Genomic DNA, 22,420 nt, shown 5'->3' with positions numbered 1-22,420 from the left:
CAAATTGCTTTTTTTGGCAAAAAAGAATTTGGTCTTGTAGGCATCGCAACCTTCAAGACACACCCTTCGTTTAGAGCGCTGCCAACACAGACTACTTCATACACCTCGCTCTATGCAGCCAACTCAATCAGAACGAACCACCAACCAAAAACTCTTTGTCTATATTATTGCCGCTTTTTTGCTGGGGGGCACAGCGCTTTACACTTTGCAAAACGCAATGGGTAAAAAGCCGACACCCCAGAATTCCAATACCGAATACAACATAAGTCGGGTGCAAGGATTTCGCAATGTTCAACCATTGTTGCTCGTAGAGACCGCTAACAAAGCAGAGGCATTTGCCCCACTAAGAGGTGAATTGAAAAAATTGGTGGATAGCCTGAAAGCCGTTCAACAAATCACTCAGGCTTCCATATTCATAAAGGAATTCGACCGTGGGGAGTGGACCTCGCTAAACAAAAGCGAGCGTTATCATCCTGCCTCTTTGATGAAAGTGGCATTGCTGTTGGGGTATCTGCGCATCGCGGAAACCAATCCCGAACTGTTCAAGCAACAATGGCTATATGAGCCACCCAACACTCCCATCACCCCACAATACTATAGCTCTAAATCAATAGAACCCGGCAAGAAATACACTGTGCATGAGCTGCTCTATTACATGATAGCGCACTCAGACAATCATGCAACATGGCTATTGGCCAGCCGATTCGACAATAAGCTTCTGAAAAGGATGTTTGCGGAATTCGGCCTGCCAGAGCCTATTGAAGACGACATTCAATTCACTATGACCGTTAGAGAGTACTCGGTTTTTTTCAATGCCATCTTCAATGCTTCCACTATATCACCTAGTTATGCCGACTATGCCGCGGACTTGTTGAGCAACTGCGATTTCCAAGAAGGATTTGTCAAAGGTTTTCCAGCTGGCACCAAAATGTGGCATAAATTCGGAGAATGGAGAAATTTTGGCCATGACTATGAGCTACATGAGTCAGGCATTGTCTATATGAGCGACAAGCCCTATCTCATCACTATAATGACCAAAGGAAAAGATACCGACAATCTGGCACTTGCTATTCAAAAGATTTGCAGAAAAATCTATCAAGGGATTCCTGCTCCTTGACTTATGTATTTGGCGGCCATATTCTTAGCCTCACCACATTTTTCAGCATGATTGAAATCTCAATCCATTTATGAAATCAAAAACATCAATCATGCTCATTCTTTTTTGCCAAACTTTGCTCGTGCGAACTCCACAATTATCGGGAGCACCGAAATGCCGATAATGCCGAATACCACAATTTCAAAATTGTTCTTCACAATCGGTATCTGACCAAAAAAGTAGCCAGCCAGCGTAAGGCTTGTGACCCACAGAATACCACCGCCGATACAATAGCCAATGAAACGGCGATACTCCATCTTGCCAACGCCCGCCACAAAGGGCGCGAACGTGCGCACTATCGGCACAAACCGCGCTATCACCAGTGTTCTCCCACCATATTTTTCGTAAAATTCCTGCGTCTTGTCAATGTATTTCCGCTTCAAAAACCAATAGTCGCGTGTAAACACCTTGTCACCAAGAAACCGTCCGAAAAAATAATTGGTATTGTCGCCCAGAATAGCCGCCATAAAAAGGAGCGGTATCAGCAGCCACACGTTCAGGATACCGGTTTTGGCGGTTATCGCCCCCGCCGCAAATAGCAGCGAATCGCCCGGAAGAAACGGCGTGACCACAAGCCCCGTTTCGCAAAAAATAATCAGGGCCAATATCAGGTAAGTGGCGAGTTCGTACTCCCGCATGATGTTTTCGAGGTGAACGTCGAGGTGTCGGATGAAGTCCAAAAATTGGGTAAGTAGTTCAATCATAGGTGTTTATTTGCAGAAAAGTGTCTTGGCTGAGTGGAAAAGCTGGGCGAAGGTACGCTTATTCGCCCGGATGGATTTTCGGAAAAACCATTACGACCATAAACTTACCAACTTGCGCGATTTGTCGCCAAAACGTCATACTGCCAAAACGAGCCTTTGAAAATTTTTACCCCGCATCTTTATTGGTTGGAATAATAAACGTCGGCATATATTTACCCGCCCGGATTTCAAAAATCAAAAACCCGTCAATCGTGTAAATCCTATCCATAAAAACAAACCCGTCGTCATGCAGCCGACCAACATAAAAGACCCGGAATACTTTCACAAAGTCGTTGATTGCCAGTATGCTTGCCCAGCGCATACGCCTGTGCCGGAATACATCCGGCTCATCGCTGCTGAACGCTACACCGAGGCGTACATGATAAATTGGGAATCCAACGTCTTCCCTGGCGTGTTGGGTCGCACCTGCGACCGCCCCTGCGAGCCCGCCTGCCGACGCGGTCGCGTGGAAGAAGAGCCAGTCGCCATCTGCCGGCTCAAGCGCGTGGCCGCTGACTTCAAAGGCGAGGTCAAATCGCTCATGCCGCAAGGCCCGTTTCCACCCAACGGCAAAAAAATCGCCCTCATCGGCGGCGGCCCGGCCTCGCTCACCGTCGCCCGCGACCTCGCGCCGTTGGGCTACGAAATCCATCTGTACGACGAACAGGAGCTCGGCGGCGGCATGATGCGCAGCCAGATTCCATCGTTTCGTTTGCCCCAAGAGGTACTGGATGAAGAAGTTGGGTTCATCTTGGACATGGGCATCCACACCCATTTCAAGACCTACGTTTCCAGTATGCGCGAGATGCTGGGCATGGGTTACGATGCGATTTTCGTCGGCACAGGCGCACCGCGTGGGCGCGACTTGGCCGACCTGCCCGGCAGAAAAGAAGGCGCATCGAACATCCAAATCGGCATCGAGTTTTTGGCAAACGTCGCTTTCGAGCACACCAATAAAATAGGTAAAAAAGTCATCGTACTCGGCGGCGGCAACACGGCGATGGACTGCTGCCGCACCTCACGGCGGCTCGGCGGCGAAGATGTGAAAGTCGTCGTACGCAGCCCGCGCAAGGAAATGAAAGCCTCGCCGTGGGAAATCGAAGACGCTGTGCATGAAGACATTCCGATTTACGAGAATCACGTTCCGAAAGAATTTGTCGTGGAAAACGGCAAATTGGTAGGGATGAAATTTGAAAAAGTAAAAGCCGTGTACGACGAAAACGGCCGCCGCTCGCTCGTGCCAAGCGGCGAACCCGACGTGTTTTTTGAAGCCGACGATGTTCTGATTGCTGTCGGTCAGGAAAATGCTTTTCCCTGGATTGAACGGGATTTAGGAATTCAGTTCGATAAGTGGGAGGTCCCGGTTTTGGACAAAACGACTTTCCAGTCCACGCGCCCGGAAGTTTTCTTTGGCGGCGACTCAGCAATGGGGCCGAAAAACGTCATCACTGCCGTTGCGCAAGGCCATCAGGCCGCCGTTTCGATTGACCTTTTTTGTCAGGGCGAAGACCTCATCATGGCGCGTCCCGCTCCGCGTACCAACCTGATTCACCAGAAAATGGGCATCCACGAATGGATGTACGACAGCGCGGTTGCGCCCGATTTGAGGTTCAAAGTTCCCCACGCCGATAAATCCAAAACGCTGAAAGACCGCCGGATGGAAGTCGAACTGGGTTTTGACAAAGAAATGGGTTTTAAGGAAGCCCAACGCTGCCTGAACTGCGACGTGCAGACCGTTTTCACCACCAATCGCTGCATCGAGTGCGACGCCTGCGTGGATATCTGCCCGACGGCTTGCATCACGTTTACCGAAAATGGCGAAGAAGCCGACTTGCGCACCCGACTCAGTGCCCCGGCACACGAACTTTCCCAAGACCTTTATGTGTCCGACGAACTGCCGACCAAGCGCGTGATGGTGAAAGACGAAAACGTGTGCCTCCACTGCGGCCTTTGCGCCGAGCGTTGCCCGACGGCGGCCTGGGATATGCAGAAGTATCTGTACAGCGTGGCGAAGGCGGGAGAGTTGGAGTATGCGTAATGTCCTTTCTAAAAAAGTCAAGTACATGAAAATCAACAAAATACTCCATTACGCCGCTATTATTTTAGTCGTTTCCGTTAACATCGGTTGCGACCAAATCTCCAAGGCGGTCGTCCGGGAAAACCTTGAAGACCATGAAGACATCCAAGTTTTGGGCGAACACGTCGTATTGACAAAAGTGGAAAATTCCGGCGCGTTTCTCAGTCTTGGCGATTCACTGTCGCCGCTGGCCAAAAGCCTGTTGCTCACGGCAATACCTTCGGTGACTTTACTGATGATGTTCTTTTGGCTTTTCGCGCACAACCCCGGCAAGTGGGCGATTTTCGGACTTTGTTGCATGGTGGGCGGCGGCATTGGCAACATCTTCGACCGGATTGTGTACGGCTCCGTGACGGATTTCATGTTCATCCAATTTGGCTTTTTCCGAACAGGGATTTTCAACGCTGCGGATGTTTCGATTACATTTGGGATGTGTTTGGTGGTGGCGCAGCAGGTGTTTAAGAGTCGAAAAAACTGTGTTTAGCCTAAAGCAAAATAACCATGCACTGTGAAAACATCGAAATATCGCGCCATGCCTTGAAAAAATCCCTCGACAGAGGATTGAACTTGGCAGATGCAATCGAAGTTGTAAAGCGCGGCGAGGTTATTGCGAAATACACTGACACAAAACCTCATCCGTGCTTTTTGCTCTTGGGTTTCTCGAAAGGGGAACCGCTCCACGTTGTGGTAGCAAGAGACGAAGTGACAGAGGAATGTTGGCTGGTCACGGTGTATGTCCCTGACCCAGCCGTTTGGAACGAAGATTTCAAAACCAGAAAAAATTAAAACTATGACAACCTGTGTAATGTGCAATAAAGGCAGCCTCCACCCCGGCAAAGTGACCGTGACGCATGAAAAGGGCAACTTTTTCATCGCCATCCGCGACGTGCCTGCTCGGGTGTGCGACCACTGCGGGCATTATTTTCTCTCGACAGAAACCGCCCTGCGAGTGGAAGCCGAAGTGAAACAAGCGATGGAAAAAGGCGTGGACGTGGAAGTGTTGCGCTTGCAGGCAGTTTGAAATTCTTGCCCTGAAAAACCTGAAACCACGCGCGGCCACTCACGCGAAGTATTGTCGGCGGGACGCCAACAACGGCAAAAAACAATCTCAAACACAGCCTATTTTTGTAAAAAACTTTGGTCAATGGGTCACGACTGATGTGCTCGACCAAGCCATTCTGCTGCGGCAATCAAAGAAAATGTCCTTGGGAGATTCAATCGTAGCAGCGACCGCTTTGCTGAATAACCTCGAACTTAACACCCGCAATATCAATGATGTTTCACACATACAAGGGCTGGTTCTGGTGAATCCTGTGTGAATTATACCCCGCCACTCACGCGAAGTGTTGATTGGCGGGATGCCAACAACGGCAAAATAATAAAACTATGACCATTCAAGAAGCAAAAAATCTGAGACTAATTATACCTCGTGCCGCCAAGTTTTCAGCATGGTTGGAAGGATGAGATCACGTTTACTAAACTTCAAAAGTTTAGTAAACGTTACCCTAGACGATGCTGAAAACTTGGCGGCGCGAGGTATATCCTTGCAAGTGAAACACTTTTTCAACCAAAGTATGCCGTCGAATAGATACTTATTGAGGGTGAAAGTATTTCTAGTTTTCATCAGTGGGCGAACGAAAAACCATACGAAGGGGCATTTTTAATTAGAGTTGCAAGATTGGCGAAGAAAGAGTTTATACCTCGTGCCGCCAAGTTTTCAGCATGGTTGGAAGGATGAGATCACGTTTACTAAACTTCAAAAGTTTAGTAAACGTTACCCTAGACGATGCTGAAAACTTGGCGGCGCGAGGTATAAAAGAAAAAATGGAAGATTGTTTTGCCAGATTTGTGGCTTTGATTTCCAACAAGTATACGGTAAGGTCGGAGAAGATTACATTGAAGCACATCATACCCTGCCATTAAGTGAGATTGAAAACGAACAAACACAAACACAGATTGAAGACATTGCCTTACTCTGTTCAAATTGTCATAAAATGATTCATCGAAAAAGACCTTGGTTGACAATGACTAAAATAAAGGACTTGATTGCAAACCAAAAATAAAATGGCCACCAATAATCACCTCACCGCACTCAACGACTTCGTAGTCCGTTTCGCCAACGTCAACGGCACCGGCTCGGCCAGCGCGAACGATATGTTCGCCAAAGCCATTTTCCGCATGGGTATCCCCGTGTCGCCCAAAAACATTTTTCCGTCGAACATTCAGGGTTTGCCCACATGGTACGAGGTGCGCGTCAGCGAAAAAGGCTATCTCGGCCGCCGCGAAGGCATAGACATTATGGTCTGCGTGAACCCGCAAAGTATGCCCAAAGACATCGCAGCCGTGCGGCCCAAGGGCTACTTCATCTACGACAACACGAAGGAACTGCACAAGGAATTCATCCGCGACGACATCCACTACCTCGGCGTGCCGATGATGCAGATGTGCATGGACAAATTCGCCGACCCGCGCCAGCGCCAGTTGCTGAAAAACATGGTGTATGTGGGTACGCTCGCGGCTTTGCTCGACATCGAAGTGCCTGTGTTGCACGGCATTATAACGGAAAAATTCAAAGGCAAAGAAAAACTCGTCACCGCCAACTTCGAGGCTTTGGACATGGGTTTCCAATACGCCAAAGAACATTTCCAATGCCCGCTCGGCCTCCGGCTCGAACGCCGCGACAAGGTGGGTGACTGGATAATGCTCGACGGCAACACGGCTTGCGGCCTCGGCGCGGTCTATGCCGGCGCGACGGTGCTGGCCTGGTATCCCATCACGCCTTCCACCTCCCTGGCCGATGCTTTTGGCAAATACGCCAAAAAACTCCGCGTGGACCCGGAAACGGGGCAAAACAAATTCGCTATCGTGCAGGCAGAGGACGAACTGGCCGCCATCGGCGTCGTCATCGGCGCGAACTGGAACGGCGCGCGCTCGTTCACGGCCACTAGCGGCCCTGGCGTGTCGCTGATGAGCGAGTTTTTGGGACTGGCATATTTTGCCGAAATCCCGACGGTGCTGATTGACGTGCAGCGCAGCGGCCCCTCCACCGGAATGCCCACGCGAACACAACAGTCTGATATTCTGTCGGCTGCGTATGCTTCGCACGGCGACACCAAGCAGGTTTTGCTGTTCCCCAGCACCCCGAAAGAGTGTTTCGACTTCACGGCGGATGCCTTCGACTTAGCCGAACGCCTGCAAACACCCGTCATCGTGATGACCGACCTCGACCTCGGCATGAACGACAATATGTCACCCCCGCTCGAATGGGATGACAGCCGCGTGTACGACCGAGGCAAAGTGCTGACAGCAGAAGAGTTGGAAAACATGGGCGAACGCTACGGACGCTACTTGGACGTTGACGGTGACGGCATCACTTGGCGCACCATCCCCGGCACCCACCCCACGAAAGGCTCTTTTTTCACTCGCGGCACTTCGCGCGACGAGTATGCCACTTACACCGAAGAGGGTGCCGCATACGTCCGCAACGTGGACAGGCTGTTGAAGAAATGGGAGACCACCAAACAATATGTGCCAGGCCCTGAATTTTATCAAGAAGAGAAACAGAATGCATTCGGCGTGATTTTCTTTGGCACCACTACTTACGCAGCATTGGAAGCGCAGGAGTTGTTGGCCGAACAAGGCATCACGCTCGATGCGATGCGCATCAAGGCGTTTCCTTTCAACGAGGATGTCAGAAAATTCATTCGACAACACGAGCGCGTCTATGTGGTGGAGCAAAACCGCGACGCGCAATTCAGAACCCTGTTGATGAACGAATTGGATGTCAACCCGACCAAATTGGTGCCCATTCTCAACTACGATGGCTTCCCCATCACGGCGGAAACGATTCGCCAGCAGATTTACAAAAGCCTGTTGGGAAAACTGTCGCCCGCTTTTGCAGAACATGAGGCCGCGCCTCCGAGTGATTCGGAAGTGGAGGAGTAATAATTTCAAACACAGAGACACGGAGGACACAGAGATTTTATTTTTAACTCTGTGTGCTCCGCGCCTCTGTGTTAAATCTGAATTCCAACTCACCAAATCCACGAATACCCACATCCACAATAAATTATGACATTCGTCCGACCCACGTTCCGTCACCCCGATTCGCCCAAAAACGCGCTGGGCTACACCAAAAAGTTCTACGAAGGGGCGCTCTCCACGCTTTGCGCAGGCTGTGGCCACGACTCGGTGAGCGGCGCCATCATACAGGCTTGTTTTGAAATGGCCGTCGAGCCGCATAAGGTAGCCAAGCTCTCTGGCATCGGCTGCTCGTCGAAAACGCCGACTTATTTTTTGGCTAACTCGCATGGTTTCAACTCGGTACACGGGCGGATGCCCTCCGTCGCCACGGGTGCCAACCTCGCCAACCGCGACCTGCTCTACATCGGCGTGTCGGGCGACGGCGACTCGGCTTCCATCGGGATGGGGCAGTTCGTCCACGCGATTCGCCGCAACCTGAACGTCACCTATATCATTATGAACAACGGCTGCTACGGCCTCACAAAAGGACAGGATTCGGCAACGGCGGACGTGGGTTCGGTCAGCAAATCGGGCGCGGCCAATATGTACCAAGCCATTGACATGGCCGGGCTGGCGCTGGAATTGGGCGCGACCTTCATTGCCCGCAGTTTTTCCGGCGACAAAGAGCAGTTGATTCCACTCATCAAAGCCGCGATGTCGCACCCGGGTTTTGCGCTGATTGACGTGATTTCGCCTTGCGTCACTTTTAACAACAACCCCGGCTCCACCAAGTCGTACGACTACACACGGGAACACATCGAAACGACGGGAGCCATTGATTTTGTGCCGATTATGACAGAAATCACTACCCGCTACGATGAGGGAAACTCCGTCACCGTGCCACTGCACGATGGCTCGGTGATTCAATTGAGCAAGTTGGCAAAAGACTGGAACCCGCTCGACCGCCATTCGGCCATGAACAAGCTTTATGAGGCCAAAACGACAGGCGAAATACTGACCGGGCTGATTTTTATTGATACCCACGCGCCTGACTTGCACCATATTTTGAACACGGTAAAAAAACCGCTGAACGCGCTGGGCGAAAAAGAACTTTGCCCCGGCAGCGAAGCGCTCGAAAAAATAAATGCGGGATTTCGTTAGGCGTGGACTATGCGACACTTACCAACCGACCACCCTGACAACCCCCTTTGCAATCCTTTGGCCGTCTGTCAAATGGATCTCCATGATGCCCATCTGCGCCCTAGCGGTAGGGGGTATTTCCACATCAAACTCAAAAGCACCCGCTGAAGCATTGGGCACCACCCACTTTGCCACTTCTTTTCCCAACATGGAGCGAAATACGATGTCCAAGCGGCCATCGAATGGCAAATAGGCCTGCAATTTCCCTTGCCCATTAAACGGATTTGGCGACAAACGCGGCACGAGCAAATCAGCTGGACGCTCTTCTATAGAAAGCATAGTGCAAGTCGTCGGCACATCGGGGCACCAACACCGATGTGCCAAGGTGCAATCAAGCACAAACGGGTTGGGCTTTCCATCCTGATAGGTGGCGATGCGCCATGTTTTCACCAATTCTGCCGAATCGGGTGGGTCTTGTTCGTTCCACTGACAAAGGGTGAGTCGCTGGGATTCAAAGAAATTTGGGTCAGCGGCATTCGCCTGACCACGATACACCGTGTAGAAATAAAACACCGCCCGAGCCACATCGCCTTTTACAGATTCGCGTGGCTCAAAAGCACCACTCCTCGATTCTGTGTATTCATCAATGTGGGAGGTAGGTACGCTGAATAGAATTTGCGTGCCGCGAAACCACTTTTGTGTGAGCGCATCAGGTATTTCGGCATAAGGAGCGTTGCCACGCGCCTCATTGACGGGGATGCGGGCCGGGAACAGATGGTGCATATCGCTTCGCGGATTGCCTTTTGAAGCCCCCTTACTTTGCGGATATGCGTGTTCGGTGTTCATGCCGAGGCTGCTGCCATTCAAGTAAACATACTGCGTCGGGTCTTGAGTGGGGTCAAGATAAAGCTTGTGGCCAGAGTAAATGCAGCGCAACGTGTCGTCATCCACGGCAAGCACTTTGGCAAAGAGGGTGTCGCGGGCATTTGCGTAGTCCAGCACAGAGGCAGGTCGAAATCGAGCGGCCAGACTATCACGCAGCTCCTCGCCCACATACTCGGGAAAAACTGGCTCAAACACCTGAGCCAACGCAACATGAGAACAAATACCGAAGAAGAAGAAAAACAAGGAGAGGCGGGTCATGCGAACAGAATTTGTGGGCGAAAGGTACGAATGAATGTGCGACGAGGCAGCAAAATCCAAAGTCTGCTTACTTTGCGCCGAACTTTACATTAAGGTAACATTTTGAAAAAACCGTTAGCAATCATCTTCCTTATTGACGGTGCCCGCCCGGATGTGATGCAGGAACTTTTGGAATCGGGTGATTTGCCCAATATCCAAAAAGAAATTCTATCTCGTGGCACTTTTCGCACAGCCACTTCTTGTTTCCCATCCACTACCGGCCCAGCCTATCTGCCTTTTCTGACTGGCACTTTTCCCGGCACCAGCAACATACCCGGCATTCGATGGCTCGACAAGGCCGAGTTTCATCAAAGGCGTTGGGGGCGCAGTAGCTTTCGCAGCTATTGTGGTTACGAAGCGTCCTATTTCAACGACGACCTGCCTAAAGAGCGGCCAACACTCCACGAGCTGTTCGAGCGGCCATTCAATATCTTTTCCATGATAACTCGTGGGCTGCCCAATGGCCACGACCTTACCAAAAAAGTGAAGCCGGGTCTCTACATGCGCGCGCATTTCAGCCACAAATGGAGCAAAGTGGACGAGGCTTCCCATCAACATCTCATGCTCGGCCTTGAACAAAGACCGGAATTCATGTTCGTCGTTTTTCCGGGCGTCGACTCTAACTCGCATTTGCATCATCCGCGCCACGACAACACGATTCGGGCTTACAAATATCTGGATTACAGCATCGGACAGGCAGTGGAAAAACTAAAAAAACAAGGCAGATGGGACGACACGCTGACAATTCTGATTTCCGACCACGGACTGACAGAAACGCATACCCATCTTGATTTGGCGCATTTTTTCAAACGTCGTCGTATCAAGACACTGGAATATCCGGTGGTTTGGACACAAAACCCAAAGATGTCTGTCATGATTTCTGGCAATGCGGCAGGGCAAGTGTATTGTTTGCAGAATGGCAACGGACACCCGATGTATGGCGAAGAAATACAGCGGCGATTGGGCGATGTCTGGCAAGAGCTGCTCGCACGGGAAGAGGTGGATTTCGTCACATGGCGACACGACGCAAATACTTTCGCCATAGGCTCGGCAGCCGGAGAAGCCCACATCGTCAAGCATGAAAATGGCCTCAATTATGTGCCTCAAACGGGCGACCCGCTGGGGTTGGGTCTCTTGAACACCCCGCTGAATAGAGCCGAAAGCCTCGCTGCCACCTTCGACACTCAGTACCCCGATGCACTCGTGCAAATCGAGCAAGTGTTCTCATGCACCCGCACAGGCGACTTCATCGTGACTTCCAAAAAGGGGTACGACCTGCGCGAGGTATGGGAGTGGCCGGAACACCACGGCTCGCATGGCTCGCTGCACCGCGAACACATTATGGTGCCGCTCATCTACAATCAAACCGGCTGGGACTCACGCCCTGCCCGCACGACCGACATTTTCAACACTGTCCTAAAATGGTCGGGCAAGCCGACCTTGCACAACACCGATGGAGAATCGCTCTGCTGACACCCCTTTGCTGCCTTCGCAAAAAACGATTTTGTATGGCATTCAGATTTTCGTGTTGTGCTCCTTGGCGGGCACATTGCTGGGGATATGGTGGAAGCGCCCAGCCGGTCTGGGTGAGTTGACCGCCCGGCTCGACTGGCGCTTTTGGATTGGCTTGCTGCCTCTCATCGGCTTGGACTACTGGCTGGGCGGCTTTCGTTATCGCCTGTTTTTCAACGGGAAACAACTACCTTTCATCTCGCAGTGGGATTGTATGCGCTCCAACTGGGCCAATATGTTCATGGGAGCAGCCACCCCCTTCCAGACAGGCGGCGCGCCCGCGCAACTTTATGTTTTGTGGAAAAAAGGAGCAAGCGTGACCAACAGCCTTTTGGTGTCTATGGTCAACTATGTGGCAACCCTGCTCTTTTTCTTGCTCTCAAGCCTTGCGGCCCTAGCTTATTTGCCGGATAACTTGTTTGGCGAAAATTTCGGCGTGGTTTTCCGAACTGGCTTTGGCGTGATAACCACGGTGGTTTCCCTCACCTTGATGGTCTTGTTTTTCCCGCAAACTGGCATATCTCTCATTAGGGCGGTGCTGAGCATTTTGCCCATAAAAAAAGAAAAGAAGGAGCGGGCGCTCGAAAAAGCCGGCACGGAATCGCGGCGTTTCAACGACGGATTTCGCAGCATCTTGCAACAGAACAAGTTGGGCATTTCATCCGCATTTCTGGCCACCTGCCTGCTTTATTTCAACAAATACCTCATAGGCTACGTCATCGTGCGAGCGATGGGCATAGAGGTACCTTTCGACGTGTTTTTGTGCGTTCAGGTGATTCAGATGCTGCTGCTCTATTTTGCCCCGACCCCAGGCGCGTCCGGGTTGGCAGAGGTCTCCACGATATGGCTGATGAGCGCCTTGATGCCCGCATCCTTGTTGCTCGTTTACACTGTTTTTTATCGTTTGTCCACCACCATGCTGGGGGCACTCGCCGGAGGGGTGGTCATCATACAAGAGATGCGCAGCGCAAAGGCGCCGCGAGCCAACTGACACACAAAGAGCAAATGCTCTCCCTTAAACTTTGATGCCCGCCCGCTCATAGATGAAGCTCATCAGCCAAGCAGGGCCAATCATGAGGAATTGGACATCTTTCAAAAAAGATGGCTTTTTGCCCTCGATTTTGTGCCCCCAGAATTGGCCGACCCACGCCAGCACGAACAAGATGAGGCTGACTTGCCACAACGAGGCACCGCTCGCTTCAATCACCCGGCAAAGCCACAGACACAGCAGCGAAAAAAGCGTCATGCCGATGGCCAACGTGGGGGATAGCCTGACGTAATACAGAATGGTCAGTGCCAACGCGACGATGGCCAAATTGAGCGGCATATTGGGCAGAATGTTTACACCCAATTTGACGCTGTACAGAAGACCCACCACACAGAAAAAAATGACAGGCACACAAACCCAATGCACCAGTTTGTTGGTGGGGTTTTGATGGCTCTCGCCGTACTCGGAAAGGAGAGACTGAATGGTACGCATGGCTTCTTTTATTTTGAAAAAAAGTGTCAGGCAAAAATACACATTGATTCGATAGGATTTATCAGATGAGCATGATTGATGACCGCGATTTTGAGCAGATTACGTCTTTGCCCTGCACAAAACCTAGTGGCGCGAAGCGTAGGAACCTGCTCAAAACTTTGGACACAAAACTTCCTCATTCTCATACTCGCCCAAATAAGCCACCGAAATCTCGAACGCGCCCTGCCGTTGCTTGGCCTGAATGGCCCGCAGGTTCAGGTCGTAGCTCAAGCCTATCAGCACGTTGCTGAACTCCAAGCCCACAAGCGCCACCACCGAATCGAAGCCGGGGCCGTCGTTGTTGCGCACAAAGCGCCCCCAACTGCCCACATGCAGTGCCGTGCTGCCGTATTGACCCACCGCAATGCGGAAGTTGGTGCCTGTGTTGATTTCGGTGTGCGGGCCTTGGCGGGCTATCAAAAAACGAGGCAAAAAGCCCACATTGTTCTCCCTATCCAAAGGGATATTGGCAGCCAGCTGCGCGGATAGTTTCCGGTACAACCTGCCGCCTTCGCCAGTGTTGCCATAGAAAGATACACGCGGCTGGGTGGCATGGTGCATGCCAACACCCGCAAAAATGCGCCCTTCACGGCCCACTTGAGCCATGTAGTTCAACCCCACATTGAGGTCGGAATAAGAGAAGTTGTTTTCAGGCAACTCCTCGCCAGTGCCCATGGTGTAGCCATTCACCCCGTCGAATTGGTCATGAAAGTTGAGCGAACCGTAGTTGACATTGCGCTGCGTAAGCCCCCCTTGCACCCCCAAAGTCAGGAACTGCGTGTTGCTGGAGCCAAGCGATTTGTGATAAGCCATCGAGACGGCAATTTGGGTCGTGCTGAAATCCACCACGCTCACCTTGTCGGTGAAGAACATGAGACCCAAGCCAAAAGCATCCTCCGTGACTTTTTTGCTGGGCGCTCTCAAACGCAGGTCGGAAGCTACCGCAAAGGTGGTGATGGGATTGTCGAGCACTTGGCGCCATTGGTCCCGATAAATGGCCGACACCCTGTATTTTCCATCAAAAGCCCCGGTGAGCGCGGGGTTCAAAACCATCGGGGAAGCGTAGAATTGGGAGAAATGCTTGTCTTGCGAATATGTTTTGGGAATGAGCGTGCCTAAAAGGAACACAATGGTCAATGCCGCGACTGGCGAAGGGAGCAGGGAGTAAAGTAACCGTTTTTTCATGTGCTTAAAAATTTGGGCAAAGGTAGAGATTCTCATCTCGCAGTTGCCTTGTTTTATACCTTGATTCGACAAGATTTGTCGGGTAGCCATAATTGTTCTTCTTGATTTTGAGCGGATTGCGCTTTTTTCCATGTTGAAAACTTGGCAGCGCGAGATGTAAATAAATCCCGAAAACGACCGAAGTCCGAAAAATAGGGGCGAGCGCCAAAGTTTAACACTGGACTTTTGCAAGGACGTTGGCTTGCTTTCAAAAATTTCTACCTTTCGCGCTTCGTGTTGCCATTAAGTCCTCCACAACGAAACACACCTATCTATTCATGGAACAATCCAACACACCTGAATTCAAGCCCTACATCGCCCCGGAGAATACTTCGGTCAAGGAATTCACCTTGCGAGCCTGCGTGCTGGGAGCCGTGTTCGGCATCCTGTTTGGCGCAGCCACGGTATATCTCGCCTTGAAGGCAGGGCTGACCGTTTCGGCTTCCATCCCTATCGCCGTGCTCGCCATTTCGCTGGGCCGACGGTTTCTGAAAACCACCATTCTGGAAAACAACATCATTCAGACCGCCGGCTCTGCGGGCGAATCGGTCGCGGCGGGGGTGGTCTTCACACTGCCCGCGTTTTTGTTTCTCAGCGACGGCATCGGCAAGGGCTTTTTCAACTACTGGACGATTCTGATGCTCGCCATATTCGGGGGCATACTGGGTGTCTTGATGATGATTCCGCTGCGGCGCTCGCTCATCGTGAAAGAACACGCCAACCTCCCCTACCCCGAAGGCACGGCCTGCGCCAGCGTGCTCATAGCGGGCGAAAAAGGGGGAGACTATGCCCGAACGGCCTACCTCGGCTTGGGCTTTGCTTTCTTGTATGCCTTGCTGCAAAAAGTGCTGCACGTCATCGCGGAAGTGCCGACGTGGAGCACCCACATTGCCAACAAATACCTCCCAGCGGCACGGGTGAGCGGCGAAATCACGCCGGAATACCTCGGCGTAGGCTACATCATCGGCCCGCGCATCGCAGGCGTGTTGGTGGCGGGGGGCGTGTTGGCTTGGCTCGGCCTGATTCCCTTGCTGGCCACCCTCGTGCCACCCGAAGTAATCGCGGCTCAGCTCGCCAAACTCGGCCTGCTTGACCTCTCGCAACCCAACGCCCGATTCGGCTGGGACCCTGTCACCCGCACCATGACCGACCTTTCGGAAGCTGTTTACCGCGCCTATGTCCGCCAAATCGGTGCCGGCGCGGTGGCCGGGGCGGGGTTTATCACGCTCATCAAAACCCTGCCCACCATCGTCTCCTCTTTCAAAGAAAGCATCGGCGATTTGCGCAATCGCGACAAGACTGCCGCCGTCTCGCGCACGGAGGACGACCTATCGCTCAAAGTGGTCGGTTTTGGCAGCCTCGCCTTGGTGTTGCTGATGGCGGTGCTGCCCAATGTGCCGGGCGAAAACATCCTGAGTAAACTCCTCATCGGGGTGCTGGTCATCATTTTTGGATTTTTCTTCGTCACCGTTTCCAGCCGCATCGTGGGCATCATTGGCAGCAGCAACAACCCCATCTCCGGCATGACCATCGCCACCATCATGGGCACTGCCCTCGTGTTCATCGGCGTGGGCTGGACGGGCAAATTCTACGAGCCAATGGCGCTCGTGGTCGGTGGCATGATTTGCATAGCCGCTGCCAACGCAGGAGCCACGTCGCAGGACTTGAAAACAGGCTACCTCGTGGGCGCCACGCCGCGCTATCAGCAGTTGGCGCTCTTCATTGGGGTTGTTTTTTCATCGCTCATCATCGGTTTCACGGTACAATATCTCGACACGCCGACCGCCGAGCTCCGCGCACAAGGCATCGAACACGCCATCGGTGAAAAATTCAACGCGCCACAGGCCACCCTGATGGCGACGCTCATCAAAGGCTTGCTCTCCTTCAACCTCGATTGGCAATTCGTGCTGGTCGGCATCTTCATTGCCATCACCATGGAACTGTGCAGCGTGAAATCGCTCTCCTTTGCAGTCGGGCTGTATCTGCCGCTCGCCACCACGCTGCCTATATGGATTGGTGGCGTGCTGAAAGGGCTGACGGACTGGCTCGCCAAACGCAAGGGCGAGACGGTGGAAGACTCCGAATTGGGCAAGGGCAGTCTTTTTGCCACAGGCTTGGTGGCTGGCGGCGCGCTCATGGGATTGGTCGTGGCGCTCTGGCAGGCCAAAGAGGCATCCTACGAAACCGGGCAAGGCTGGCTGCCCAAAGTCAACTTGGAGGAAAACATGGTCAAAGTCTTGGGGCCGGGCGGGTACGAGTTGCTCGGCGTGGCATTTTTTGCCACATTGGCCTACCTCCTCGTGCGGGCAGCACGCAAGAAGTAAGCGTGATTTGGATTGGGACAAAAAAACATGAGTCATCGCCGAACGTTCGGGGTGGCTCATGTTTTTTTTGAAATACTGTCTGAACACAAAACGACCTCACCGCTGCATGCGCCGCCACAACCGCTCTCCTTTCTGCATTCCGAGCAGCATCAAAAACGCGCACAAGCCTGCTGCAACAAAAGTATAGGTGGCAGAGCCGTGGTCGCCTTGCTGCCTCAACCACCAGCCATAAGCCCCGGCAACCACACCCAAGATGGCAAACAACACCTGCTGAATCACCAGATACAGCAGTCGCGCACTGTCGCGCACGTCAGGGTTGAGCGTCTCTATTTTCCCCTGCCGGGCTTTTTGCAATACATGGCGCAACTCGTCGGGCAGCGACAGTGCATTGACGATGGAGCCTTGCAGGTATTTGCGGATGAGGGTCACGAAATCGCCGCGCTGACCGAGCACAAAGTCTTTCGCGTAAGGGCGCACCACGTCGAGCGGGTTGAGTTTGGGGTCGAGCGTGTTGCAAAGGCCGAGCAAGAGCGTGAGCATCCGGTTGAGCAGCACCCAGTCTTTCGGCACCTGCACAGTGCCGGAGATGCCGCCAAGGCCAATGTCCTGTATGAGGCGAAAAAGGCTGTTGTCGAAGGGTTTGATTTTGATGTCCTTGAAGTTAAGCCCGTCAAGTTGGACCTCGTTTTGCAGGAAATGCTGCATGGCGGATATCATTTGCTCGGCCATCAAGGTGGCCTCCCGCCCTTCGGCGAGGAAGCCCATGGTGCGAAAGGCATCCACCATGCCGGAGGTGTCTTTTTTCACCGCCGCCTCTATGAGTTGGGGGATGCCTTCCCGCATGGCGGGGCTGAGTTCGCCTGTGGCACCAAAGTCCAGCAGCACGATTGTCCCATCTTTTTGCACCAAGATATTGCCCGGGTGCGGGTCGGCGTGGTAGATGCCGTCTTGAAGCAGCATTTTGCAATAAACGCGCAACAGCCTGACAGCCAGGTCGCGGCGGTCAGTTTTCCATGCATCCAACTGGCCGAGTTCGGAGATTTTCACCCCTTCGTAAAAAGTCGTCGTCAGCACCCGCGTGGTGGAAAAGGCCGGGTGGACTTCCGGCACAAAAACCCGTTCGCTGGCGGGGAGGTTCGCCGCGATTTGGGTCATGTAGCAGGCTTCGCTGGCAAAATCGAGTTCTTCCTCTATCATCTTGCGCACCTGCGTGTACAGGAAGCCCATGCCCTTGATGTGGAAGAAAAAGGAGATGAACGCCGTGAGCCGCCGCATGATTTCGAGGTCAATGCGGGCGATTTCCTCGATGTCGGCGTGCTGCACTTTCACCACCACCTCGGTGCCGTCGTGGAGTTGGGCGCGATGCGCCTGACCGATGGAGGCGGCGGCCAAAGGCATCTCGTCGAAGCGGGCGAATAAGGCTTCCGGCGGCTGGCCGAGCTCTCGCTCGATGCGCTCGCGGACTTGGTCGAAGGGGCGGGGCGGGATTTTGTCCTGCAACGCTGCCAGCGGTTTTTGAAATTCTTCGGGCAAAAAATTGCTCAAAATGGACAATAACTGGCCGATTTTGATGAACAGCCCGTTCAGGGCGAGAATGGCGGTTTTCACCCGTTCGGCGTTGCGGAGGTGCAGCGCGAGGATATGTTTTTCATAGTACGCTTGGCCGAAAAATTTGCTCCGCAGGCTCAGCCAGAAGTAACTGAGCATGACGACCGCTGCCGTCCAGTAGGCTTTGCGGACCCGGCGGGGGCCGGAGTAGATTTGGGTGGGTGGCATGGCGGGGCAAAGATTGGGGAAGTTTTGGGAAATTAGGATGTCGTTTTCCGTCTGCCGGAGCATTCAGCAACAACCGGCGCGCCCAGCACGCGAGCAATGGTTGTCGGGGGCTGTGCAGCAGTCTTCGGGGCAGTTTTCCAGGGCTTCTGTGAGCGAAGCAAGCAGGTGAGGGGGCTGCTCGTTCACCAGTTCAAAATGGGTGCGGCTGCCGATTCGCTCGACGACGTTGGTCGTTTTGACCATTTCCTGATAGGTTTCGTAGCAGCTTAGGGCGTTTTTCATGGCTTCGATATTTTCCTCGCCCAATTCGACGGTCACCGCGATGTCTTCCGGTTTTGTCCACGTCACCCTCGGGATGCCGCCTTCGAGGAACATGGGCAAGCCTGTGTCCACGACTGTGAACAGTGCCAACCGGCGCCAAAAGCGGGGTCCGTTTGCTTTTTCGAAGAACAACCGTTTCACCGCATGATGGAGGGCGATGTGGTCGTGGTGCCCGCTGCCGCCGTGCACGGGGTATGTGACCACCACATCGGGGCGAAAGGTTGTAATCCAACTTTTCACTTCTTTTTCGAGTTCGATAGGGTCAATTTTCGCCAGCCCCCCGTCGGGATAGTCCAGTATTTTCATTTCGGCAATGCCGAGCGTTTGTTTCACTTTTTGCATTTCCCGCACTCTCACCTCACCCATTTCCTCGATGGTCAATCTGAGTTGATGCCGCACTTTGGTAGCGCCGCCTTTGGTGAGTGTGAGCAAAAAAACTTGGTTTCCTTCCTGAACTTGCTTGTGAATGGCTCCGCCGGGCCCGAACGATTCGTCGTCGGGATGCGGAAAGACATAGAGGATTTTCATGTTGATTGAAATTTGATAAAAACTTAGGCAGGATTACAGACATTGAATTTTGGTAAAAACTTAGGCAGGACAGCGGACATTCAATTTTTGACAGGATTTACAAGATTTACAGGATTTTTCGCGGCGAAGCCGCCTCATTGAACCTGTAAATCCTGTCAAAAACCTATAAGCCTGTCAACCGAGTCCTCTGCGCTTGAAGGCTGACTAAGTTTTTACAAATTTTGACAGGATTTACAAGATTTACAGGATTTTTCGCAGCGAAGCCGCCTCATTGAACCTGTAAATCCTGTAAGTCCTGTGAAGCGACGACACAACGACACAAAGAGTTGATTATCATAAAAATAGAATCGTAGTGTTGACGTGTCGTTGTGTGAAATAAATCTGTGCATTAACTTAAGCAGTAAGGCGGATTTGCAAATCCGCCTTACCAGATGACAGGAAAGACTGTGAGACATGAAAGAAGCGGAGCGCAGGGCGGCAAGCGCCCCGAACCCCGCCTTTCGTCATTCGCAGCAGAACGGTTCGCAAGGCTCGTCGCAGCTACCGGGGTCGCATTGCGATTGGTTGCAACAGGCCGTGGTCGGGGTGGCGGCGGGTTTGCCTGCGATGATGGCGGCCGTGGCCGCGAGAGCGAACAAAGCGATGATTGCGCCTTTCTTCATTGAAAATAGAATTGAATGGTTGCACAAACAAAATCGTATGTGCCAAGAAGACGAGAGCGGTTGTGAAAAGACGCAAAGGCGAGGTTTCAGCAACTGCAATTTTTTTTGCCTGTGTCAAGCAGGTTGCCATAGCGGTCGCTTTCGTAGGCGCAACAATCAACAATCAGTTCTTTCAATTTTTCCTTGCCGCGTTGCACGCGCGATTTTGCGCCCGAGTAGGAAATGCCCAGCCTTCGTGCCAGTTCTTTTTGCGAAAGTGCCTCGAACTCGGTCAGAATCAGGGCTTCCCGGTATTTGTCGGGTAGTTGCGCGACAAAGTTGCGCACGCAGCATTCGGCGATTGCGGTATTCAGTGAACGTGCGGGTTCTTCTGCTGGCATCGTTTCTTCCAATTGCGGCTCGGCAATCGGCGCGTTTTTTTTCCTGAAATAATCTTGCGTTGCGTTGCGGGCAATGCCATAGAGGTAGTGGCGCAGATTGTCGGCTCGCTCGATTTTGTCTGAGTGGAGCATTATTTTCAGAAAAATGTCTTGCAAAATATCGTCCGCATCGTTGGGGTCTTTCACCGTTTTTACAATCAAGCCCTTCAATGCGCGGTGAAATTCTGCCCAAATGTTTTGAATCTCGTTCATCGGAAAAGTCTTCGTGATTCATAAGACACGGGAATTGGGAAAAAGACGCAATCCTTACCGCTGCCCTGCCAGCAGATACAAAACGGCCATGCGCACGGCCACGCCGTTTTCCACTTGTTGGAGGATGATGCTGTGCGGGCTGTCGGCCACGTCGGAGCTGAGTTCCACGCCGCGATTGATGGGGCCGGGGTGCATCACCACGATTTCGCGGTCGAGTTCGTCGAGCATTTGCCGTGTGATACCGAAGTATTGGTGGTATTCGCGGAGGCTGGGGAAGTATTTGATGTCCTGACGTTCAAGTTGAATGCGCAGCACGTTGGCCACGTCGCACCAGCGCAGGGTGTCGCGCACGTTGTGGCTGATTTCGACGCCGAGTGCGCCATAGTGTTTGGGGATGAGGGTCGGGGGGCCGCACACGCGGACTTTTGCTCCGAGTTTTTTCAGACAAAAAACATTGCTTAGCGCCACACGGCTGTGCAGGATGTCGCCTATGATGGCGATTTTTTTGCCTGCCACGTCGCCGAGTTTTTCGCGGATGGAGAATGCGTCGAGCAGGGCTTGGGTGGGGTGTTCGTGCGTGCCGTCGCCCGCGTTGATGATGTTGGCGGGGATGCGGGTGCTGAGATAGACACAGGCACCGGGCGCGGGGTGGCGCATCACCACCATGTCCACTTTCATGGAGAGGATGTTGTTCACCGTGTCGAGCAGGGTCTCGCCTTTGCTGACGCTGGATGAGGAGGCGGTGAAGTTGACGATGTCGGCGCTGAGGCGGCGTTCGGCGAGTTCGAAGGAGACGCGGGTGCGTGTGCTGCTTTCAAAAAAAAGATTGGCCACCGTGATGTCGCGCAGGCTTGGCACTTTTTTGATGGGGCGGTTGATGACTTCTTTGAAATTGTCCGCCGTCTCGAAGATGAGCCGAATGTCGTCTTCGGTGATGTTTTTGATGCCGATGAGGTGGCGTGTGGAGAGCATAGAGCAGGTTGCAAGGTTTCAGGGTTTCAGGGGCATCGTGAGTCAAACTTTCCGAAAGTTGAAAACTTTCGGGAAGTTGAGTCTCTATTTTGGTTTGTTTTCAAAAAGCAAAATCTCGTCGTCGCCGTGTGTTTCTTGCCAACGCACTTTTATGTAAGCCTCGTCGAGCGCATCCACGGCGATGCCGAAATAGTCGGGTTGAATGGGCAATTCCCGGTTGAAGCGTCTGTCCACGAGCACGAGCAGTTCCACCGCGTCTGGTCGGCCATAGTGCTGCAAGGCTGCCAGCGCCGCGGAGATGGTGCGCCCGGTGTAGAGCACGTCGTCAATCAGCAACACACGTTTTCCTCCTACGAGAAAATCAATTTCGTTGGGGTGTGGGGTGAGGGGCGTGTCGGTCATGCGGAAGTCGTCGCGAAAAAAGGTGATGTCGAGTTTTCCGTATTCAATGGATTGGTTGCCGGTGAGCTGTGTCAGGCGTTCGTGGACTCGATTGGAGAGCAGGGTGCCACGCGGCTGGATGCCGACGATGCAGGCGTTGGAAAAATCGTCCCAATCCTCGAGCAGCTGGTGACAGAGCCGTTCGAGGGTGAGCGCGAAGCGTTCGCGGGTGAGGAGCGTTTTTCCGGTTGACATTTGTTTGATTTACGATTTTGGATTTACGATTTACGATTGCCGAGCAAGACTTT

The 22,420-nt window shown here is 52.7% G+C and carries 21 protein-coding genes; 11 read left to right on the top strand and 10 right to left on the bottom strand.

What is annotated here, in order from left to right; all coding sequences use genetic code 11:
- The first annotated feature begins 112 nt into the window (after positions 1 to 112).
- Positions 113 to 1,117: a serine hydrolase gene (locus KIS77_03620; GenBank protein MCW5921407.1), complete on the top strand. Its 1,005-nt coding sequence runs from the start codon at positions 113 to 115 to the stop codon at positions 1,115 to 1,117.
- 95 nt (positions 1,118 to 1,212) lie between these two features.
- Here KIS77_03620 and KIS77_03615 read toward each other — a convergent pair whose 3' ends face one another.
- Positions 1,213 to 1,860: a DedA family protein gene (locus tag KIS77_03615; protein ID MCW5921406.1), complete on the bottom strand. Its 648-nt coding sequence runs from the start codon at positions 1,858 to 1,860 to the stop codon at positions 1,213 to 1,215.
- Between the two features lie 286 nt (positions 1,861 to 2,146).
- On the opposite strand from KIS77_03615, the gene KIS77_03610 reads away from it, so the two are divergent.
- The 7 genes from KIS77_03610 to KIS77_03580 all read left to right on the top strand — a co-directional run bounded on the left by KIS77_03610 (position 2,147) and on the right by KIS77_03580 (position 9,100).
- Positions 2,147 to 3,937 carry an FAD-dependent oxidoreductase gene (locus KIS77_03610; GenBank protein MCW5921405.1) on the top strand — a complete coding sequence of 597 codons (1,791 nt, stop codon included), beginning with the start codon at positions 2,147 to 2,149 and terminating at the stop codon, positions 3,935 to 3,937.
- A 25-nt stretch (positions 3,938 to 3,962) separates the two neighbouring features.
- Complete coding sequence (gene lspA, locus KIS77_03605) at positions 3,963 to 4,460, top strand: signal peptidase II (GenBank protein ID MCW5921404.1); 498 nt, start codon at positions 3,963 to 3,965, stop codon at positions 4,458 to 4,460.
- 53 nt (positions 4,461 to 4,513) lie between these two features.
- Positions 4,514 to 4,762: a DUF4258 domain-containing protein gene (locus KIS77_03600; protein ID MCW5921403.1), complete on the top strand. Its 249-nt coding sequence runs from the start codon at positions 4,514 to 4,516 to the stop codon at positions 4,760 to 4,762.
- Positions 4,763 to 4,766: 4 nt separating this feature from the next.
- Positions 4,767 to 4,997: a type II toxin-antitoxin system MqsA family antitoxin gene (locus tag KIS77_03595; protein MCW5921402.1), complete on the top strand. Its 231-nt coding sequence runs from the start codon at positions 4,767 to 4,769 to the stop codon at positions 4,995 to 4,997.
- Between the two features lie 811 nt (positions 4,998 to 5,808).
- The gene (locus tag KIS77_03590) at positions 5,809 to 6,039 is read left to right on the top strand and encodes an HNH endonuclease (GenBank protein ID MCW5921401.1); all 231 of its coding nucleotides are present in this window, start codon (positions 5,809 to 5,811) and stop codon (positions 6,037 to 6,039) included.
- 1 nt (position 6,040) lies between these two features.
- Positions 6,041 to 7,921, top strand: coding sequence for a 2-oxoacid:acceptor oxidoreductase subunit alpha (locus KIS77_03585; protein MCW5921400.1), 1,881 nt, complete (start codon positions 6,041 to 6,043; stop codon positions 7,919 to 7,921).
- A gap of 126 nt (positions 7,922 to 8,047) precedes the next feature.
- Positions 8,048 to 9,100 carry a 2-oxoacid:ferredoxin oxidoreductase subunit beta gene (locus KIS77_03580; protein ID MCW5921399.1) on the top strand — a complete coding sequence of 351 codons (1,053 nt, stop codon included), beginning with the start codon at positions 8,048 to 8,050 and terminating at the stop codon, positions 9,098 to 9,100.
- Between the two features lie 18 nt (positions 9,101 to 9,118).
- Here KIS77_03580 and KIS77_03575 read toward each other — a convergent pair whose 3' ends face one another.
- Positions 9,119 to 10,222, bottom strand: a complete 1,104-nt coding sequence (locus tag KIS77_03575) for an endonuclease (protein ID MCW5921398.1) — start codon at positions 10,220 to 10,222, stop codon at positions 9,119 to 9,121.
- Positions 10,223 to 10,324: 102 nt separating this feature from the next.
- Between KIS77_03575 and KIS77_03570 the strand changes: the two genes are divergently transcribed.
- Both KIS77_03570 and KIS77_03565 read left to right on the top strand, forming a co-directional pair.
- Entirely contained in the window at positions 10,325 to 11,734 is a 1,410-nt protein-coding gene (locus tag KIS77_03570; protein ID MCW5921397.1) for an alkaline phosphatase family protein, read from the top strand.
- A complete protein-coding gene (locus KIS77_03565) occupies positions 11,715 to 12,764 on the top strand; it encodes a flippase-like domain-containing protein (protein ID MCW5921396.1) in 1,050 nt (349 codons plus the stop codon). The genes KIS77_03570 and KIS77_03565 overlap by 20 nt, the downstream gene beginning before the upstream one ends.
- Before the next feature lie 24 nt (positions 12,765 to 12,788).
- Here the strand turns inward: KIS77_03565 and KIS77_03560 are convergent, their stop codons facing one another.
- Together KIS77_03560 and KIS77_03555 are read right to left on the bottom strand one after the other, a co-directional pair.
- Positions 12,789 to 13,253: a DUF962 domain-containing protein gene (locus tag KIS77_03560; GenBank protein MCW5921395.1), complete on the bottom strand. Its 465-nt coding sequence runs from the start codon at positions 13,251 to 13,253 to the stop codon at positions 12,789 to 12,791.
- Between the two features lie 150 nt (positions 13,254 to 13,403).
- Entirely contained in the window at positions 13,404 to 14,477 is a 1,074-nt protein-coding gene (locus KIS77_03555) for a PorP/SprF family type IX secretion system membrane protein (GenBank protein MCW5921394.1), read from the bottom strand.
- Positions 14,478 to 14,794: 317 nt separating this feature from the next.
- On the opposite strand from KIS77_03555, the gene KIS77_03550 reads away from it, so the two are divergent.
- Positions 14,795 to 16,840: an oligopeptide transporter, OPT family gene (locus tag KIS77_03550; GenBank protein MCW5921393.1), complete on the top strand. Its 2,046-nt coding sequence runs from the start codon at positions 14,795 to 14,797 to the stop codon at positions 16,838 to 16,840.
- 96 nt (positions 16,841 to 16,936) lie between these two features.
- On the opposite strand, the gene KIS77_03545 is transcribed toward KIS77_03550, so the two are convergent.
- The 6 genes from KIS77_03545 to pyrR form a co-directional block, all read right to left on the bottom strand.
- Complete coding sequence (locus KIS77_03545; protein MCW5921392.1) at positions 16,937 to 18,616, bottom strand: AarF/ABC1/UbiB kinase family protein; 1,680 nt, start codon at positions 18,614 to 18,616, stop codon at positions 16,937 to 16,939.
- 63 nt (positions 18,617 to 18,679) lie between these two features.
- Positions 18,680 to 19,465: a PIG-L family deacetylase gene (locus tag KIS77_03540; GenBank protein ID MCW5921391.1), complete on the bottom strand. Its 786-nt coding sequence runs from the start codon at positions 19,463 to 19,465 to the stop codon at positions 18,680 to 18,682.
- Between the two features lie 503 nt (positions 19,466 to 19,968).
- Positions 19,969 to 20,127, bottom strand: coding sequence for a hypothetical protein (locus tag KIS77_03535; protein MCW5921390.1), 159 nt, complete (start codon positions 20,125 to 20,127; stop codon positions 19,969 to 19,971).
- An 86-nt stretch (positions 20,128 to 20,213) separates the two neighbouring features.
- A complete protein-coding gene (sigZ, locus tag KIS77_03530; protein ID MCW5921389.1) occupies positions 20,214 to 20,759 on the bottom strand; it encodes an RNA polymerase sigma factor SigZ in 546 nt (181 codons plus the stop codon).
- A 54-nt stretch (positions 20,760 to 20,813) separates the two neighbouring features.
- A complete protein-coding gene (locus KIS77_03525; protein ID MCW5921388.1) occupies positions 20,814 to 21,731 on the bottom strand; it encodes an aspartate carbamoyltransferase catalytic subunit in 918 nt (305 codons plus the stop codon).
- An 84-nt stretch (positions 21,732 to 21,815) separates the two neighbouring features.
- On the bottom strand, positions 21,816 to 22,367 hold the full coding sequence (gene pyrR, locus KIS77_03520) for a bifunctional pyr operon transcriptional regulator/uracil phosphoribosyltransferase PyrR (protein MCW5921387.1): 552 nt from the start codon (positions 22,365 to 22,367) through the stop codon (positions 21,816 to 21,818).
- Positions 22,368 to 22,420 lie beyond the last annotated feature (53 nt).

It is taken from the genome of Saprospiraceae bacterium (assembly GCA_026129545.1).
Lineage (GTDB): Bacteria > Bacteroidota > Bacteroidia > Chitinophagales > Saprospiraceae > M3007.
This window is presented reverse-complemented; position numbering and strand designations above follow the sequence as displayed.

Coding starts and splice junctions, on each gene's coding strand:
- KIS77_03550 (MCW5921393.1), top strand. CDS start 14,795: ATGGAACAATCCAACACACCTGAATTCAAGCCCTACATCGCCCCGGAG.
- KIS77_03540 (MCW5921391.1), bottom strand. CDS start 19,465: ATGAAAATCCTCTATGTCTTTCCGCATCCCGACGACGAATCGTTCGGG.
- KIS77_03610 (MCW5921405.1), top strand. CDS start 2,147: ATGCAGCCGACCAACATAAAAGACCCGGAATACTTTCACAAAGTCGTT.
- KIS77_03615 (MCW5921406.1), bottom strand. CDS start 1,860: ATGATTGAACTACTTACCCAATTTTTGGACTTCATCCGACACCTCGAC.
- KIS77_03535 (MCW5921390.1), bottom strand. CDS start 20,127: ATGAAGAAAGGCGCAATCATCGCTTTGTTCGCTCTCGCGGCCACGGCC.
- pyrR (MCW5921387.1), bottom strand. CDS start 22,367: ATGTCAACCGGAAAAACGCTCCTCACCCGCGAACGCTTCGCGCTCACC.
- KIS77_03575 (MCW5921398.1), bottom strand. CDS start 10,222: ATGACCCGCCTCTCCTTGTTTTTCTTCTTCTTCGGTATTTGTTCTCAT.
- KIS77_03560 (MCW5921395.1), bottom strand. CDS start 13,253: ATGCGTACCATTCAGTCTCTCCTTTCCGAGTACGGCGAGAGCCATCAA.
- KIS77_03525 (MCW5921388.1), bottom strand. CDS start 21,731: ATGCTCTCCACACGCCACCTCATCGGCATCAAAAACATCACCGAAGAC.
- KIS77_03565 (MCW5921396.1), top strand. CDS start 11,715: ATGGAGAATCGCTCTGCTGACACCCCTTTGCTGCCTTCGCAAAAAACG.
- KIS77_03580 (MCW5921399.1), top strand. CDS start 8,048: ATGACATTCGTCCGACCCACGTTCCGTCACCCCGATTCGCCCAAAAAC.
- KIS77_03620 (MCW5921407.1), top strand. CDS start 113: ATGCAGCCAACTCAATCAGAACGAACCACCAACCAAAAACTCTTTGTC.
- sigZ (MCW5921389.1), bottom strand. CDS start 20,759: ATGAACGAGATTCAAAACATTTGGGCAGAATTTCACCGCGCATTGAAG.
- KIS77_03555 (MCW5921394.1), bottom strand. CDS start 14,477: ATGAAAAAACGGTTACTTTACTCCCTGCTCCCTTCGCCAGTCGCGGCA.
- lspA (MCW5921404.1), top strand. CDS start 3,963: ATGAAAATCAACAAAATACTCCATTACGCCGCTATTATTTTAGTCGTT.
- KIS77_03595 (MCW5921402.1), top strand. CDS start 4,767: ATGACAACCTGTGTAATGTGCAATAAAGGCAGCCTCCACCCCGGCAAA.
- KIS77_03545 (MCW5921392.1), bottom strand. CDS start 18,616: ATGCCACCCACCCAAATCTACTCCGGCCCCCGCCGGGTCCGCAAAGCC.
- KIS77_03585 (MCW5921400.1), top strand. CDS start 6,041: ATGGCCACCAATAATCACCTCACCGCACTCAACGACTTCGTAGTCCGT.